This is a genomic window from Yersinia fenwicki, from assembly GCF_043099325.1.
Lineage (GTDB): Bacteria > Pseudomonadota > Gammaproteobacteria > Enterobacterales > Enterobacteriaceae > Yersinia.
This window is the reverse complement of sequence record NZ_CP170755.1, coordinates 763,027-775,965: the sequence shown is the minus strand read 5'-3', so window position 1 is coordinate 775,965 and position 12,939 is coordinate 763,027. Positions and strand designations below refer to the sequence as shown.

Here is a 12,939-nt window from a genome sequence, read left to right as displayed (position 1 = left end):
ACATCACCCACGGGCTGCCGCTGCGCAGTCCGGAGTAAACCCTATGACCTTTCTGAAAATGCTGATGACCGCCCTGGGTCAGGTACTGACCTGGTGTGGCGGGCATCAGGCCCGACAATATATTGAAATCCGCTTTCGTCAGGCCGGTTACGATGACGACAGCATTGATGCCGCCAGGGAAGCCGTGACGCTTCTGGTTAGCGCACTGATAACCGCACTGATGACGCAGATACTACAGCTTCTCGACCCTCTCTGAATTTTAGCTGTTTTCCATAATGTACACCGCCCCTGCCTCCTCACGGAGCAGGGGCTTTTGCTTTTATGCCGTTAAATCAACCATAAGGAATTAACTATGCGTTTAGCCAGCCACTTTGGGCGAACAAATCAGATCCGCCGCGATCGTCCGTTAACCCGTGAAGAACTAATGCAGGTCGTTCCCAGCGTCTTCAGTGAAAATTGCCACGGATCCAGGAGCGAAAAATACGCTTATATACCCACCATTACCCTGCTCGAAAACCTTCAGCGCGAAGGCTTTGAACCCTTCTTCGCCTGCCAGTCACGCGTTCGAGACCCGGGCCGCCGGGAGCACACCAAACACCTGCTGCGCCTGCGTCGTACCGGCCAGATAACCGGTCAGCAGGTTCCCGAAATCATTTTGCTTAACTCACACGATGGCAGCAGTTCATACCAGATGCTGCCGGGGCTGTTCAGGGCCATCTGCACCAACGGGCTCGTCTGCGGACAGTCGTTCGGTGAAATTCGTGTACCGCATCGTGGCGATGTGGCCGGGAAAGTGATTGAAGGTGCGTATGGAGTACTCGGCGTCTTTGATCGGGTGGAAGAGAAACGCGATGCCATGCAGTCGCTGCTGTTACCACCACCTGCACAACACGCCCTGGCAAACGCCGCACTGACCTACCGCTTTGGTGAAGAACACCAGCCGGTCACCGCCACGCAGATACTGACACCCCGCAGATATGAAGATCGTCAGGACGACCTGTGGACCGTTTATAACCGTATTCAGGAATCATTGCTGAAAGGCGGACTGAGCGGACGCACCGCAAAGGGTAAACGTACTCACACCCGCGCAGTAAACGGGATTGATGGCGACGTTAAGCTCAACCGTGCGCTCTGGGTGATGGCGGAAGAACTGCAGCAGGCCCTGAGCTGATGCAGCACATTCCTGCTAATGCTCACCAGGCAGAAATCTGGCCTGTCTCCCTGCAAAACCAGCCCGGCAGCCGTTCCATCTCCGACGATGACCTCTGCGCCTGGTGCAGGAATCTCTGCTACCGGCCTGGCGAACTCAGCTTGTGCCGATTGTCTGTGGCTGACGGCATCTGGCCCTCACAGTGCGATGCCGATGGCTATGCACAATCCTGCCCACAGTTACGCCTGAACGCACTACCTGCAGATATCACCAGCCGGTAAAACGGCGCGCCTGTTACCAAAAAAATCAAGCGACTTACACGCTCCTGCTCAGCGGGAGTGCGCTTATGACCGTTACAAAAGGAACAACTGACATGACCGACATTATCAACCTTAACGATAACAACCTGTTACGCCAGAAATCTGCCAGTGAAGTCTCCACACTGACCGCCACCCTCGTACAGGACGAACAGCGTGTTGGCTTCTGGCCACAGCACTTCGGCAACATACCGCAGTGGATAATCCTTGAACCCACCGTCTTTGCCTGGATGGACCGCTTCTGCGCGGACTACAGCGGCGGCATCTGGAATTTTTATACGCTGAGCAACGGCGGCGCATTTATGGCCCCGGAAGCAAATGAGGAAGCCGATGATAAATGGTCACTGTTCAACACCATGAATGGCAACGGTGGCGAACTCAGCAGTGAGGCCGCCGGAATAGCCGTCTGTCTGATGACTTACAGCCACCACGCCATGCGCACCGAATGCGACGCCATGACGGAGCACTATTACCGTCTGCGGGACTACGCGCTCAACCACGCGGAATGCAGCGCTATCATGCACATCATCGACTGAGGTCAGCTGCTATGGAACAACAGTTACCACTGTTTGCCCGTGAATTAGCCCCTGCCGACCAGCAGACAGTCAGGGAAGCCTTGGCCCTGCTGGAGCGCCAGTTACGCGAACCCGGCGCGTCATTTACCTCAAGTCATGCCGTCCGTGACTGGCTGCGTCTGCAGCTTGCCTCACTGGAGCGCGAAGAGTTTACCGTGCTCTTCCTCGATAACCAGCATCGCCTCATTGCTCACGAAACGCTGTTCACCGGCACCATCAGCCATACGCAGGTCCATCCCCGCGAAGTGGTTAAGGCTGGTCTGAAGCATAACGCGGCGGCGATTATTGTCGCTCACTGCCATCCGTCAGGGCACGCTGAGCCCAGCAATGCTGATCGTCAGGTCACTACGCATATTCAGCAAGCGCTGGATCTGGTCGATATTCGCCTGCTGGACCACCTGGTGGTGGGGGGTATGGAAATCGTCTCGTTTTCTGAGAGAGGCTGGCTTTAAGGTGGAAAATAGCGATGAAGATTATCAGTAAACGCCAGGCAATGGCGATATACCGCCAGCACCCTAAGTCCCGACTGTTTCGCTTCTGTACCGGGAAATACACGTGGTCCGGCAGCATCTGCCACTACGCCGGTCGGGAAGTGCAGGATATCAGCGGTGTACTCGCGGTCTTCGCAGAACGTCGTCAGGACCGCAACGGCCCCTATGTCGTATTACGCAGCGTCACGCTGAATTAACTCAAATTTAAGGAGAGCTAAATTGTCGAATACAATACCAACCGTAAACCACGATATCCCTGAACCCTGGTGGGGGCTTAAACGCAGTATAACGCCCTGTTTTGGCGCCCGCCTGGTGCAGGAGAACAACCACCTGCATTACCTGGCTGACCGCGCCAGTATCACCGGCACCTTTAGTGACGCGGATTTACGCCATCTCGACCAGACATTTCCGCTGCTGCTTAAACAGCTTGAACTGATGCTGGTTTCCGGTGAACTCAATCCCCGCCATCAGCACGGTGTCACGCTCTACGCAAAAGGGCTGACATGCGATGCCAACACCCTGGGTAGTTGCGGCTATGTCTATATTGCGCTTTACCCAACACCTGCAACAACCGCGTAAATCTTCTTGCTACTTATCTTCGTTTTAACCCATCAACAAAGAGATCCAGCTATGCAAACTCAACAACTATCCTCAACGGGGGAGACCTCACCACGCCCGTCACCGGTGGAGATCTGGCAACGGCTTCTGAGCCACCTGCTGGATCGTCACTACGGCCTGACGCTCAACGACACGCCTTTCGGCAATGATGGTGTGATCAAGGAACATATCGAAGCCGGTATCTCACTGTGCGACGCCGTGAATTTTATCGTGGAAAAGTACGATCTGGTACGTACCGATCGCAGTGGTTTTAACACAGAAACCCAGTCGCCACTTCTCACCAGTATCGATATTCTCCGCGCCCGCAAAGCCACCGGGCTGATGACCCGCAACGATTACAAAGTAGTGACCGATATCACTACCGGCAAATACAGCGGGGCGACTCAATGAAGCTGTCCTTCACCGTGGAGGCCGATAGCATCAATGTACTGGCCCTCAACATAGGCCGGATCGTCGTGGATATCGATGGGATTGAACTGGCTGACCTGATCAATGTGGTCTGTGACAACGGTTATTCACTTCGTGTTGCTGATGCTCCAGGAAAGCTGGTCGTTGAAGATCCGCTTCCGCCCATAGCCCGCGTTAACGGTATCCAGTGCAGTACCGCGCATATCACCGAAGCCGATAACACTCTGCTGTTTTCCCTTTCACACCAGAACGAAGACTTTGGCGACAGCGAGTGGATTCTGTACACCGGGTCGGGCTATCTGCTCCACCTGGGGGCGTGGTCGTTTCCGGTATTACGCCTCAAACGTCTCGGCCTGTCGAAAGCCTGTCGTCGCCTGGTGGTAACGCTGATGCGCCGTTACTCCGCTGGCATTATTCACCTTGATGCCTGTGGCGAAGTGTTGCCCGGCGTTGCTACCTTTGACTGGTAACCCAGCCTCAATCACCACATGGAGTTCTAATGCCAGAATTAACCACTGAAGCCGCTCTCAACATTCTGATTGGCTGGCTGCGGGACAATATCGATTGCGATACGGAGATCATCTTCGACAACGACGAAGATAACACCGACTCAGTAGCCCTGTTGCCCTGGATTGAACAGGCGCTCAAAGATGTTCGCGATCTCCGTCATCTTCAGCTTCTGCAACAGTCCAGGACAGATTAGCCAGCAAACTATACTTTGAGCGCGACAGCTCAACGGCTGGCGCTTTGATTTATATCGATCGTTGCTGTCCTGACGAAACGGGAGAGTAATAAATTTTACGAGCCAGCTTCAGGAGGAAAAAAGCATCGCTCAGGCTGCTTATGCCGGGCAGTAACTGGCGAAAGGTTATCCGTGCGTAAAAGCTGATACGCAGCGCTTGCTGGTTACTGACTCTGCGACGGTAGAGTCCGAGAAAATGGCGGCACTCTACCAGAGCATGCCTGACCAGGGCGCGTCGTGTAGCACTGTGTTGCTGTTGCGTACTGAGAGCGAGAATCTCCGCGATCACATCAATATAGCTGGCCGCGCGGATATCGTAATAATCCTGACGATGGGTAATGGATGCGGGATTGCTTATGTAGGTGTAGTCCCTGCGATCTGCGAAATAAAACCGGCCGTTTCCGGCTGCGAGGTGGATTGTCCAGAGAATATCTTTGTGGCTTTTACCTTCCTGGAATCGCAGGTCATGCTTGCGGATATACGCCGAACGAGCGAGCTGTAGCCACAGGTAGTGCGGCCATTCGCGCTGTTTCACGCAATGGCGTATCCACTCATGGCCAGTGAGCGTCTGACCGTAAGGTTGTTTGCGGTGTACGGGGGCGAGTTGGTGACCGGTACCGTCGGCCCGCCAGCCATTGAACACGGCAACATCGGCCTGAGCTTCATGAGCCGCGTGCAATCGTTCCTGCAAAAATCCGTCGGCTACCTGATCATCGGCGTCCAAAAACACCACCCACTCACCACGGTGCATTTCCAGCGCAGCGTTACGTGCGGCATACACGCCCTGATTTTCCTGATGGATAAGAATCAACCGCTCATCGGTGATAGCACTGAGAATATCCCACGTCCCGTCGGTAGAGCCGTCATCCACGGCTATCACCTCCGTGCGAATGGTGGTTTCACTCAGCAAGGTATGAACAAGAGTACCAATACTGCCAGCCGCATTGAAGACAGGGATAATAACGCTGATATTAATAGTGTTTTTCATCTGGTAAGTAAATTTTATTAAAATGAAGTGGTCAGCGCTGTCAGTCACTGGCGTATGGCCGCCATTGTCAGGAAGATCGTTCCGGCGATTTAGGGACTGGCTCAGATACGGTGCGCTTTTCTCTGATTTCCTTGTTAACCGTCATCAGGCAGTCGTCGCAGTAATCTTTATCGAGTCCAAAAATCCGGTCCAGGACACCCCTTTTCTTATTACAGCGCGTGCATCTTTTCATCACATCTCCGTTACGTTATTTCGCTTCCGTGTTCGCAGAACAAAAGGCGGCAGCCCCTCGTTAAGACAGGAAATGGATTGATAAACAATCAATTAAATTCGTTTTCGGGATTGTGGCACAGGGACAACCAAGCGGGATAATTCATTTTGCAGATCAATATTCGAAAATCGATCGGAATCATCGATCGATAATTCCGCTTCTGTTTTACCTGCTATCCCGTTGAACCCACTGACACACAACACCTGGCCCGCATTCATTACGGGCCTTTTCTATTTATGGAGAATTTAACATGCAGACAGAAGCCGAAGTATTAACCGACCATACCGACGTGATTTGCTCCACCAGTATTGAACGCATCGTCAGCGGGCGTAACGCTGCGCTGGCACAGATTGAAGCGCTTATCAGCAAACTGGACGAAATATCGACACTGACCGGCAGCATCGGCGGCGGTAAAGCCAATGAATGGGGAGTACGGCAATACCGTTACGACTGCTGGTTGATGGAGAAACCTGAAACAGCGATGAAGGCCATTACCCGCAACATCGATCGCAGCATCTGGAAAGACCTGATGAATAAGTCTGGAATGCTGGCGCTCATGGACGCGCAGGCCCGCAACGAGTGGTACAACAGCCTGGAGAAAGACGATATTCCTGCTATCAGTGAAGAAAATATCCTTAGCACTTTTAAACAATTACATCTGAATAAAGGTGAAGTCTTTGAACGTGGCGTGATTAACGTGTTTAAGGGGCTGAGCTGGGATTACAAATCGAACTCGCCGTGTCGGTTTGGGAGAAAGATCATCGTCAATGGTCTCGTGAAACATGACCGCTGGGGATTTGGTCTGAACTGGGGCTGGCAGCGTGATCGCCTGGCCGACCTTGAGCGCATGCTGATGCTTCTCGATGGAAAACCTGTTCCCGACAACCGTGCTGACGTTACCCGTCGCCTGGGAGACCATATCCATGAGAACAGGCACAGCAATCGTTACGAGGATGAGATATTTGTGATTAAGTATTTTCAGAAGGGAACGGCGCATATCACCTTTAAGCGACCAGAGCTGGTCGATAAGCTGAACGACATCATCGCCCGGCACTATCCTGGCATGCTGTCTCGTCGCTAAGGCTGCTGTGAAAATTAACAGTGGTTAGTTGACAAAATAAAAATAATGCACCATCATCCTAGTTGACAAAATTTGGTTTTTGCACTGTAAGGAAAGTGACCCGATGCAAAATTACCCACTACCCTGGACGTTTCACCCTCAGTTAACCGAAGAGCGTTTATCTATCATTGCAGAGATACTTCTTACCGTGCAGGAAGATACGCATGATCTTTTATCTTCTAAAGATGATGACAATTACTCTCGCGCTACATGCACGTTTGCACGCCAGAAGAACCGTATAAAGCGTCTATGTTTGTCGAAAAAACATAGCTGGCTTGGGCTAATAAATCCTAACAATGACTATACAATCACTATTGGTGGGCTCCCAATACGTTCCTTTACTGATGATCCGACGAATCCGCAAAGGGCTAATTTTTTCCGCAGGAATAGCGTAGACCAGCTCTTTGCATCACAGGATACAGTTCCAACGATTTGGCGTTTCGTTGTCGAGAAGCCTGAGTTTGAGGGCGAGGGTGGTCGCGTGCACTTCGCGGGTTATAATGCACTGGAAGAAGTGCTTTCTTTATGGAGTTATGGCGACGAACGAGTAACAGTGCTGCATTCTACAGACGATACTCCGCCAGCACCTGTGAAGATTGAACTGGATGATATCAGCGCTTCAGTTCCTGAAAAGGAAAAGAAAAGTGATAACGGATAATAGTAGGTGAAAAGTGTTTAACGGTTCTAATTTGCGATTGGCTCGTCTGTATCACGAGCTATCACTGGAGCAAGTAGCTGAGCGGGTCGATAAGACCCGCCAGTACATACAGCGGCTGGAATCTGGCTCGGCTGTTCCAACTCCTGAGCTTGCACATAAATTAGCCGCCGCGTTGCTGGTTATGCCTGAATTTTTTGAGGCGCAAGAGCAATCTCCAGTGAATGAAGAGATCGTTCACTTCCGCAAGCGTAGTTCTACTCGTATGGCAACCAAGTGGGCGACACTCGCTAAAGCTGAATTGTATCGTCGTCTGATTGAGGTTTTTGATGAGTATTTGAATTTACCACCAGTCAGATTTCCTGAGCTGCGGGTAAATACTCAAGAGGATATAGAAAAAGCTGCTGAGCAATGCCGCACAGATTGGGGATTAGGCCTTGGGCCGATCGATAACATGACCCGTCTTGCTGAAAAGCTGGGAGCCTTTGTGACTTCTTTCGATTCTATTTCTGATGATGTGGACGCACTTTCTGTTCCTTTAAGTCGCCCGTTTATCGTAAGAAATACAGCTAAGAAATCGCCGTGCCGTCAGCGTTTTGATATCGCTCACGAAGTTGCACACTTGATTTTGCATGAGGGCATCTCGACGGGAGACAGAGTAACAGAGTCACAAGCTAATCGCTTTGCATCTGCTTTGCTTCTCCCACGCTCAGCAATGGCAAAATATTTTCCTCGCCCAATCGGTGGCCGTATCGACTGGCAGGGGCTGAGTCAGTTTAAATTGACGTGGAAAGTGAGCAAAGCAGCAACCATTTACAGAGCTCATCAATTATCACTATTAACTGATGCTCAATATAAAACTGCGTTCTTCGGTCTGAAACGCAAGGGGGAAGCAATTGATGAAAAAGAAGACTATCTCATTCCTAGTGAAAAACCTGAGCTTTTCCAACGGGCAATGAAGTTTCTTCTCACGGATCTGTCTGTCGATGTTGAATCACTGGCTAAACGATTGCACATCATGCCAGCTATGTTGGCAGAGTTGGCAAATGATGATTCGTTATCAACTTTTGCTACTGATGAGGTAGCGACAGAAAACGTCGTGTCTTTGTCGGCATACCGAATGAAAACCGCTTAATTTTAGCTCCCGCTTCGGCGGGATTTTTTATGTTGGTGTAGGTCTTGGGGGACAACCCAAAAGTTCGAGATTACACCTCCACTCCTGATACTCACACTGTAGTTCGCAAAACCTATCCAGCATGTTACCAGCTAAACACTGAGGAACCTGATTATGATATCATTTTCAAACGCTGATGGTGCTCACTACGATTCCGTAAATAGTCAGAGCACCATGCCACAAAAAACAATTCAAATAGACGTAAAAATTCCCGTTCAACCGTCAAATTTTGACGCTTTGCAGAAGGGGGCCTTAATGGGGGCCTCAAAGTTTATGGAACAAGATAAAAACCATACTAATCAATACAATTACAAAACAAAATCCATTCCGAGTCCGGGCACCACCTTATTATCAATGGACGTCAACCGACGTCCATTTTTGCATTTAAAATCCTGCTGTTACTGCTATCATCCCCCTACTCCATATCGACTGAATTCAACCTGATTCTACCTACATCAAGTTACACCTGTGGGCACAAATGCGGGTACAGTCCAGTTCGATAATTATTATACCCACAAAATCTCTTCCGGAGGCCATCCATGGCACTCACCGATGTGAAAGTGCGGTCAGCAAAAACCGAAGATAAACCTTACAAACTGACTGACAGCGATGGCATGCATTTGCTGGTTCATCCCAATGGGTCAAAATATTGGCGGCTACGTTATCGCTATCTCGGTAAAGAAAATACCCTGGCATTGGGCGTCTAACCGCAGCCAGAACATCCTGCGTACCACTGCCCGTAATGAACTTCGCATGGAAGATAAGCGCGGTGAGGAGCATATAGCTCTCTCCACTGAGTTCGGTAAAAGCCAGCTAAACCAAGGGCATATCACCGATGCTCATAATAAACCTCGCGGTCAGGGTTTTGAGCTAAGAACCGATGAACGAGGCGTTATTCGTGTCGCAAAGGGGTTGTTTATCAGCGCCGACGGGCAACAAAAAGCGACAGGAGACGTGCTGGATATGGAGGCGGCATTGCGGGAAATCGACATCTGCCTGCACCAGACCCAGCAACTAGAAATGGCGGCAGGACAGGCACAGGCCCTGAAAGCTGACATAGACAGCCAGATACGCATGTTTAATGAACGCCTGAAACCACTCAACGAAACGTTGCTCTTCTCCGCCCCGGACGGAATGGCGTTCACCTCCGGTGAACATATGCAGCTTGCCGCCAGTAAAAACGTCTCTATCAATGCCGGGGGCGATATTAGCGTGGGCGTGATGGGCAATATGACTGTGCTGGCGGGTGACAACATCGGCCTGTTTGCGAGAACCGGGCAGTTAAGCCTGAAATCCGGTGAAGGTCCGACAGAGATGCAGGCCCAGAACGGCAATATGCGGCTGTTTGCGGAGCAGAAACTCAGCATCACGTCAGAAGAGGACATTCTGTTTGCGGGTAAGAAACGCATCACGCTGATTGGTGGCGGCAGCTATCTGAAACTGGAAGCGGGGAAAGTCGAATACGGCACGACGGCAACCTATATGCGGCGCGTGAAGTGGACCATGACGGCTGCTGCGCAGAGTATGCCGATGAAAATGCCGCGTATAGGGACTTCGCATATCTACTCGGCTATCTATCAGTTACAGGACAAAAACGGCAATATTCTGGTCAATACACCCTATCACCTCGCCACTCCATCAGGCCAGACCGCAACGGGGTACAGCGATAACGAAGGCCGCTCCGTGCCGGTTTATACCCGTCAGCAGGAGAATGTGGAACTGCATGTCCTGACGAAAACACCACAGCCGGAAGAACACATGTGGTTTGTGGGGGAAACCGATATGCAGCAACTGGAAACCGAACTCAGGGAGAACCAGTCATAATGAAAATGCCCGATTTACCCGATACTCCGACACCCGATATTCCCACCGGAGCGACCAACCAGCCGATGGACTGCACCACGACGGGCGTCGAAATGGTCGAAAAACAGTCGCGTCTACCGACCACGGAAAACCGTCAATACCTGCATATCAAGGTGGAATACGCTATGCGTTTTCCGCAACTGTCCGCGCAGATCCGTCGGGAAGGTAAAACTTACCGGATGAGTCTTAAGCAGACCATGATGAGTGGGCTTATTCGCGTGGATGAAATCGCCCGAAATTACTACTGGAATTACAAGGCGGAGGTGGCGTTTGATATGCGCACCACGCCGCCACGTCCTTTTCTGAGCAGTACGCTGCTGAAAAAAGACGGCGCAGGCAGACGCCACACCACCAATCCCTTCCCGGTGCCCGGCAGGGGGATTTATCGCCGTCCTGACATCATTATTGTTAAAGATAAACAAGATCGCTGGCCGGGACTTGCGGGGCCGGACAGTGAAGGCAATATGCACAGCGACAATCTGGCCCGTCTGGTTGAGGTGAAGTTTCCGGGGGATGTTCTTTATCGGGATCAGTACGACGAATATATGCAGATTGTTGGCAATAATCGTATACGAATGACCATTCTGGAGATCCACGACTGCCGTCCGAAAGAGCAGCAGTGGGTTGACCAGGTGGTCAACGTGACGATGAAAGCCTGGCAGACCAGCGGAGCCAAGTACTGGCCGCTGATTCTTTACCCACCGATTTTTATGCCCCGTCCTCCATCCACGCCCGTTGCCGCCAAAATAGAGCCCTGGACTTACGCCGGTAAAGCCGTCGCTGACCTCAGTGAGGGTGCGGTGCGTGGCGTGGCTGAAGGCTGGAACGCTCTGTCAAAAGAGACGCAGCAAGCCCTGAATTCTGCGGCCAGCTGGCTTAACGACAGCGGTGAGTGGGTTTACCAGCAGGGAAGCGAAGCCTGGGTCTGGGCCAGCAAAACCGGTCAGTCAGTTAAGTCCTGGACTAATGAACAGATTAAAGCCGCATGGACAGAAATTCAGCACGCCACCGATATGACGCTCGAGATGCTCAAACAGGTTGACTGGGTGCAGGTTTTAACCAATGTCGCGAAAACGATCGGCGTTATTTTGGTTGCCGTGGGTATCGGCATTCTGGTGGTGACACTGGGTATCCCAGAAGCCATTATTGGCGCATTTTTACTGATTGTTCGTCTGGCAATAAGCGCCTGGGAAACACTGGCGGCTATTCTCGGTACGGGGACGGCAGCACTGGCAGCCGGTTAAACAGGAGCAGGTATGGAATTGCAGGATTTTGAGCTGAACTACATCGAGAAATGGCTGCCGGAAGCCTCCATGAAATACAAAGACGGTAGCCCGGCGGTCAATCTCGGTCTGATTATCACCGTCTTTTTTAAAAACGGCCATACCCCGGAAACCCGCCGTAAGATGGTGGAGTGCGTGGATCGCTTCTATGGTGAGTTTACACCCTGGCTGAAAAAAACCATCACCAAAAACTGGGTGGGTATTACTGATAAGAATTACGCCAAAAAGCGGCAGGAGATCCTCGACTCAACGCCCGAGGAGATTTTTTCCTGGTATCTTGGGAGTGCAGAGAAAGATTTTTTGGCCCCCGATTACGACATTCTTATCATGGGTAAAAGGGTGTTTCATAATGACAATGACCGTTCAGTTATCAAACTGACATTCCCATTGTCCTTGCTAAAAGAACCTGATGGAAAGCAGCGTTATGAATCGTGGATTATGTGGCTCTGTGACACCTTCATGGTGGAAAGTGGTTATGCAGGACTGTCGTTTGTTCTTCCTTACGCATTTGAGCGGATGTTCCCCTATGAATTTTCCTTAGCACAACGTTTTTCCGGTGTGATGGTGGATTCTCTTGGCTTCCTCGATGGTGTTAATTCAACTGAAGGGCTGAAAGGTGCCTGCTGGTATACCATTGTGGGCACGCCGTGGCTGGAAAAACTGGGGGGAGCAGAAAAATTAAAGTATCGTTTAGCCAAAACGCCTGAAATCAGCCTGTTGCCCTATAACAATGGTGTCGTACTTAAAGCTGGTGAACTTCCCCCTCCACTGGGCGAGTTGAAAACAGAAGGCCTGCCGCCGCTACTGGTGAAGGTGAACCAGATTATTCGTCCTGTGCGACAGGATGGGCATAACAGTCTGCACTTCTATTCGGAATACGAGAATTTTCAGTTTGATAAAGAGTCCTCGATGAAGTGGTTTGCCCGCTTTGATGAAGCCAGCGCCCTGCTGGATAAAGGCAAAACAGGGAAATCGAACGACCCTGTTCGCATCACTCGCTGGACTGATGAAATCGCGCCCTATGCCGGGCAGTGGGCATCGATTGTTAACGGTACTACCGAGTATATTCAGACGCGTGAAGGGCAGAAAATGCCGTACTTTGAGGATAAGTACGGTAAGCAACACCGCGCGTGTTGGAAGTTGTTGAAACGTGATGATAAAGGTAGCGTCTATACACTTCCAGAGTAACGCCATGTGCTAAATCATTCTCATAGGGGGCGAGCGCCTGCTTGCCCCCTACAAAGACCCGAGGGTAGAAATGAGCGAGTTAAGCGCAGAATGTAG

At 51.1% G+C, this 12,939-nt stretch carries 16 protein-coding genes and 2 pseudogenes; 17 read left to right on the top strand and 1 reads right to left on the bottom strand.

The annotated features are described in order from the left end of the window. Nucleotides 1-43 precede the first annotated feature (43 nt). The 10 genes from ACF3VQ_RS03535 to ACF3VQ_RS03490 all read left to right on the top strand — a co-directional run bounded on the left by ACF3VQ_RS03535 (nucleotide 44) and on the right by ACF3VQ_RS03490 (nucleotide 4,262). Entirely contained in the window at nucleotides 44-256 is a 213-nt protein-coding gene (locus ACF3VQ_RS03535; RefSeq protein ID WP_392433422.1) for a hypothetical protein, read from the top strand. Nucleotides 257-352: 96 nt separating this feature from the next. Beyond that, complete coding sequence (locus ACF3VQ_RS03530; protein WP_392433421.1) at nucleotides 353-1,171, top strand: DUF932 domain-containing protein; 819 nt, start codon at nucleotides 353-355, stop codon at nucleotides 1,169-1,171. Continuing rightward, nucleotides 1,171-1,431, top strand: coding sequence for a hypothetical protein (locus ACF3VQ_RS03525; RefSeq protein ID WP_071995300.1), 261 nt, complete (start codon nucleotides 1,171-1,173; stop codon nucleotides 1,429-1,431). Before ACF3VQ_RS03530 ends, ACF3VQ_RS03525 begins: the two co-directional genes overlap by 1 nt. A 92-nt stretch (nucleotides 1,432-1,523) precedes the next feature. Next, the gene (locus tag ACF3VQ_RS03520; RefSeq protein WP_050597496.1) at nucleotides 1,524-2,003 is read left to right on the top strand and encodes an antirestriction protein; all 480 of its coding nucleotides are present in this window, start codon (nucleotides 1,524-1,526) and stop codon (nucleotides 2,001-2,003) included. Between the two features lie 11 nt (nucleotides 2,004-2,014). Next, nucleotides 2,015-2,494, top strand: a complete 480-nt coding sequence (gene radC / locus ACF3VQ_RS03515; protein WP_032648621.1) for a DNA repair protein RadC — start codon at nucleotides 2,015-2,017, stop codon at nucleotides 2,492-2,494. A 14-nt stretch (nucleotides 2,495-2,508) separates the two neighbouring features. Next, entirely contained in the window at nucleotides 2,509-2,730 is a 222-nt protein-coding gene (locus ACF3VQ_RS03510) for a DUF987 domain-containing protein (protein WP_032648619.1), read from the top strand. 22 nt (nucleotides 2,731-2,752) lie between these two features. Beyond that, on the top strand, nucleotides 2,753-3,112 hold the full coding sequence (locus ACF3VQ_RS03505; RefSeq protein ID WP_392433420.1) for a type IV toxin-antitoxin system YeeU family antitoxin: 360 nt from the start codon (nucleotides 2,753-2,755) through the stop codon (nucleotides 3,110-3,112). Between the two features lie 51 nt (nucleotides 3,113-3,163). Further along, the gene (locus tag ACF3VQ_RS03500) at nucleotides 3,164-3,541 is read left to right on the top strand and encodes a TA system toxin CbtA family protein (protein ID WP_032648616.1); all 378 of its coding nucleotides are present in this window, start codon (nucleotides 3,164-3,166) and stop codon (nucleotides 3,539-3,541) included. Continuing rightward, nucleotides 3,538-4,029, top strand: coding sequence for a DUF5983 family protein (locus ACF3VQ_RS03495; protein WP_032648614.1), 492 nt, complete (start codon nucleotides 3,538-3,540; stop codon nucleotides 4,027-4,029). The genes ACF3VQ_RS03500 and ACF3VQ_RS03495 overlap by 4 nt, the downstream gene beginning before the upstream one ends. 29 nt (nucleotides 4,030-4,058) lie before the next feature. After that, a complete protein-coding gene (locus ACF3VQ_RS03490) occupies nucleotides 4,059-4,262 on the top strand; it encodes a DUF957 domain-containing protein (protein WP_032648613.1) in 204 nt (67 codons plus the stop codon). A 49-nt stretch (nucleotides 4,263-4,311) separates the two neighbouring features. Here the strand turns inward: ACF3VQ_RS03490 and ACF3VQ_RS03485 are convergent, their stop codons facing one another. Then, the gene (locus ACF3VQ_RS03485) at nucleotides 4,312-5,289 is read right to left on the bottom strand and encodes a glycosyltransferase (RefSeq protein ID WP_050597499.1); all 978 of its coding nucleotides are present in this window, start codon (nucleotides 5,287-5,289) and stop codon (nucleotides 4,312-4,314) included. A gap of 521 nt (nucleotides 5,290-5,810) precedes the next feature. Here ACF3VQ_RS03485 and ACF3VQ_RS03480 point away from each other — a divergent pair. The 7 genes and pseudogenes from ACF3VQ_RS03480 to ACF3VQ_RS03450 all read left to right on the top strand — a co-directional run bounded on the left by ACF3VQ_RS03480 (nucleotide 5,811) and on the right by ACF3VQ_RS03450 (nucleotide 12,843). Beyond that, nucleotides 5,811-6,641 (top strand): DUF4942 domain-containing protein, encoded by an 831-nt coding sequence (locus tag ACF3VQ_RS03480; RefSeq protein ID WP_392433419.1) that lies wholly within the window; start codon nucleotides 5,811-5,813, stop codon nucleotides 6,639-6,641. A gap of 103 nt (nucleotides 6,642-6,744) precedes the next feature. Further along, the gene (locus tag ACF3VQ_RS03475) at nucleotides 6,745-7,338 is read left to right on the top strand and encodes a hypothetical protein (protein ID WP_392433418.1); all 594 of its coding nucleotides are present in this window, start codon (nucleotides 6,745-6,747) and stop codon (nucleotides 7,336-7,338) included. A 13-nt stretch (nucleotides 7,339-7,351) separates the two neighbouring features. Further along, nucleotides 7,352-8,470 (top strand): helix-turn-helix domain-containing protein, encoded by a 1,119-nt coding sequence (locus tag ACF3VQ_RS03470; protein WP_392433417.1) that lies wholly within the window; start codon nucleotides 7,352-7,354, stop codon nucleotides 8,468-8,470. Nucleotides 8,471-9,048: 578 nt separating this feature from the next. After that, a pseudogene (locus ACF3VQ_RS03465) lies at nucleotides 9,049-9,213 on the top strand (Arm DNA-binding domain-containing protein); the annotation flags it as partial. A gap of 1 nt (nucleotide 9,214) precedes the next feature. Next, nucleotides 9,215-10,333 (top strand): annotated as a pseudogene (locus ACF3VQ_RS03460) (DUF2345 domain-containing protein); the annotation flags it as partial. After that, nucleotides 10,333-11,616, top strand: coding sequence for a VRR-NUC domain-containing protein (locus ACF3VQ_RS03455; RefSeq protein ID WP_392433416.1), 1,284 nt, complete (start codon nucleotides 10,333-10,335; stop codon nucleotides 11,614-11,616). The pseudogene ACF3VQ_RS03460 and the gene ACF3VQ_RS03455, both read left to right, overlap by 1 nt. A 12-nt stretch (nucleotides 11,617-11,628) precedes the next feature. After that, a complete protein-coding gene (locus ACF3VQ_RS03450) occupies nucleotides 11,629-12,843 on the top strand; it encodes a DUF3396 domain-containing protein (protein ID WP_392433415.1) in 1,215 nt (404 codons plus the stop codon). Nucleotides 12,844-12,939 lie beyond the last annotated feature (96 nt).